This window comes from Sphingomonas mucosissima, assembly GCF_002197665.1.
In the GTDB taxonomy this organism is placed as follows: domain Bacteria; phylum Pseudomonadota; class Alphaproteobacteria; order Sphingomonadales; family Sphingomonadaceae; genus Sphingomonas; species Sphingomonas mucosissima.
The window spans coordinates 2,501-5,771 of record NZ_NBBJ01000012.1 but is presented as its reverse complement, the minus strand read 5'-3'; the positions used below and the strand labels follow the sequence as shown (position 1 = coordinate 5,771).

At 54.7% G+C, this 3,271-nt stretch carries 1 tRNA gene and 2 rRNA genes; all 3 read right to left on the bottom strand.

The window, feature by feature from the left end:
- Window positions 1-4: 4 nt before the first annotated feature.
- Window positions 5-81, bottom strand: a tRNA-Met gene (locus tag SPMU_RS16540).
- Window positions 82-196: 115 nt separating this feature from the next.
- Window positions 197-311: ribosomal RNA gene (gene rrf, locus SPMU_RS16535) — 5S ribosomal RNA — on the bottom strand.
- A gap of 131 nt (window positions 312-442) precedes the next feature.
- A 23S ribosomal RNA gene (locus tag SPMU_RS16530) occupies window positions 443-3,233 on the bottom strand.
- Window positions 3,234-3,271 lie beyond the last annotated feature (38 nt).

Sequence of the window (3,271 nt, the reverse complement as noted above, 5' to 3'; positions counted from 1 at the left end):
GTACTGGTTGCGGGGACAGGATTTGAACCTGTGACCTTCAGGTTATGAGCCTGACGAGCTACCGGGCTGCTCCACCCCGCGACACTGTGTTGTCCGTTTGAGACACGAACGCCTCCGCGGTGAGGCGGAGGCGACGGTGTCCTTGGCGGACATGACTGTGAATGGGTTCGTCAATCGTACACTCGCAAGCTGCAATGCCTGGCGACGCCCTACTCTTCCATCGCTTAAGCGATAGTACCATTGGCGCAGTCGGGTTTCACGGCCGAGTTCGGGATGGGATCGGGTGGGACACCGACGCTATGGTCACCAGGCAATGAAGCCTGCGGGTGTACGGTTCTAAAATCGATGCGTGCACTTGTTTCAAGAGCGTTGTTTGTTCTGGCGTCGAGCTTTCATCATCCGACCTCGCGGACAACCCAGGGCTGTCGTTGATGGTGGGACTCTCAAGCGCGAATAGGACGATTAGTATCGGTTAGCTCCATGCGTTACCGCACTTCCACATCCGATCTATCAAGGTCGTGGTCTCCGACCGTCCTGTGAAATCTTATCTCGAGGGAGGCTTCCCGCTTAGATGCTTTCAGCGGTTATCCCGTCCGTACATAGCTACCCTGCTGCGCCGTTGGCACGACGACAGGTACACCAGAGGTACGTTCAACCCGGTCCTCTCGTACTAGGGTCAACTCCTCTCAAATTTCGACGCCCACGGCAGATAGGGACCAAACTGTCTCGCGACGTTCTGAACCCAGCTCACGTACCACTTTAATTGGCGAACAGCCAAACCCTTGGGACCTGCTCCAGCCCCAGGATGTGATGAGCCGACATCGAGGTGCCAAACAACCCCGTCGATATGAGCTCTTGGGGGTTATCAGCCTGTTATCCCCGGCGTACCTTTTATCCGTTGAGCGATGGCCCTTCCACGAGGGACCACCGGATCACTATGACCGACTTTCGTCTCTGCTCGACTTGTCAGTCTCGCAGTCAGGCGGGCTTATGCCATTGCACTCTAACAGCCGGTTTCCAACCGGCCTGAGCCCACCATCGCGCGCCTCCGTTACTCTTTAGGAGGCGACCGCCCCAGTCAAACTACCCGCCACAGAGGGTCCCTGTTCCGGCTTACGGAACGAGGTTAGACATCAGAAAACAACAGGGTGGTATTTCACCTATGGCTCCACGTCAGCTGGCGCCAACGCTTCAAAGCCTCCCACCTATGCTACACAGTTCTTTCCTAATGCCACTCTGAAGCTGCAGTAAAGGTGCACGGGGTCTTTCCGTCTAACCGCGGGTACTCCGCATCTTCACGGAGAATTCAATTTCGCTGAGCATGTCCTGGAGACAGTGGGGAAGTCGTTACGCCATTCGTGCAGGTCGGAACTTACCCGACAAGGAATTTCGCTACCTTAGGACCGTTATAGTTACGGCCGCCGTTTACCTGGGCTTCAATTCAGAGCTTGCACTCCTCCTCTTAACCTTCAGGCACCGGGCAGGCGTCAGGCCCTATACGTCGTCTTGAAGCCGACTTAGCAGAGCCCTGTGTTTTTGCTAAACAGTCGCTACCCCCTGGCCTGTGCCCCCTCAAAACGCTTGCGCGCAGTGAGGGCCTCCTTCTTCCGAAGGTACGGAGGCAATTTGCCGAGTTCCTTCAGGACACTTCTCTCAAGCGCCTTGGTATACTCTACCTGACCACCTGTGTCGGTTTCGGGTACGGTCTATACGGTGGGGCTATTTCCCGGGACAGTTTCGAAGCACGTCCAATCCGATAAGGACGTACAACACACACCATCCGTCACACACCACCAGGCTGCGGAATATTAACCGCATTCCCATCGACTACCCCCTTCGGGCTCGTCTTAGGGGCCGGCTCACCCTGCGCGGATTAGCCTTGCGCAGGAACCCTTGGTCTTTCGGCGAGAGGGCATCTCACCCTCTTTATCGCTACTCATGTCTGCATTCGCACTTCCGATACCTCCACCACCCATTACCAGATGGCTTCGCAGGCTTACGGAACGCTCCGCTACCGCGTGTACAAAAGTACACACCCTAAGCTTCGGTGCACGTCTTTAGCCCCGTTACATCTTCGCCGCAGGAACCCTTATTTAGACCAGTGAGCTGTTACGCTTTCTTTAAAGGATGGCTGCTTCTAAGCCAACCTCCTGGTTGTTTTGGGATTCCCACATGCTTTCCCACTTAGACGTGACTTGGGGACCTTAGCTGTAGGTCAGGGCTGTTTCCCTTTTGACGACGGACCTTAGCACCCGCCGTCTGTCTCCCGGATATCACTCCTAGGTATTCGGAGTTTGGTTAGAGTTGGTAGATCTCGCGACCCCCGCATCCATCCAGTGCTCTACCCCCTAGGGTGTTCGTCCGAGGCACTACCTCAATAGTTTTCGCGGAGAACCAGCTATTTCCCGGCTTGATTGGCCTTTCACCCCTAAACACAACTCATCCGGTAACTTTTCAACGTTAATCGGTTCGGACCTCCAGTGCGTGTTACCGCACCTTCATCCTGGTCATGCCTAGATCGCCGGGTTTCGGGTCTAATACTTCAAACTATGTCGCCCTATTCAGACTCGCTTTCGCTGCGCCTACACCTATCGGCTTAAGCTTGCTTGAAACATTAAGTCACAGACCCATTATGCAAGAGGTACGCTGTCAGGCCTCAAGGACCCTCCAACTGCTTGTAGGCAATCCGTTTCAGGTACTGTTTCACTCCCCTCATCGGGGTGCTTTTCACCTTTCCCTCACGGTACTAGTTCGCTATCGGTCATGTACGAGTATTTAGGCTTAGAGGGTGGTCCCCCTATGTTCAGACAGGATTACACGTGTCCCGCCCTACTCAAGTCCTGAAGTCTCACTTTCGCATACGGGGCTGTCACCCGCTACGGCCGAACTTTCCAGATCGTTCTGCTAGTTGAACTTCAGGCACTGGCCTGGTCCGCGTTCGCTCGCCACTACTAACGGAATCTCGGTTGATGTCTTTTCCTCCAGGTACTGAGATGTTTCAGTTCCCCGGGTTCGCTTCACGAAGCCTATTTTATTCAGCTAAGTGATACCTGTTTCCCAATTACTTCCGCTTGGCGAACCAAGAAGAGATAATCGGGATAGGTGGGTTTCCCCATTCGGAAATCTGCGGGTCAAAGGTTGCTCACACCTCACCGCAGCTTATCGCAGCGTGCCACGTCCTTCATCGCCTGTACATGCCAAGGCATCCACGAATTGCCCTTACCTCACGCTTGAGAGTCCACACCACCAACGACAACACTGGATCGTTCTC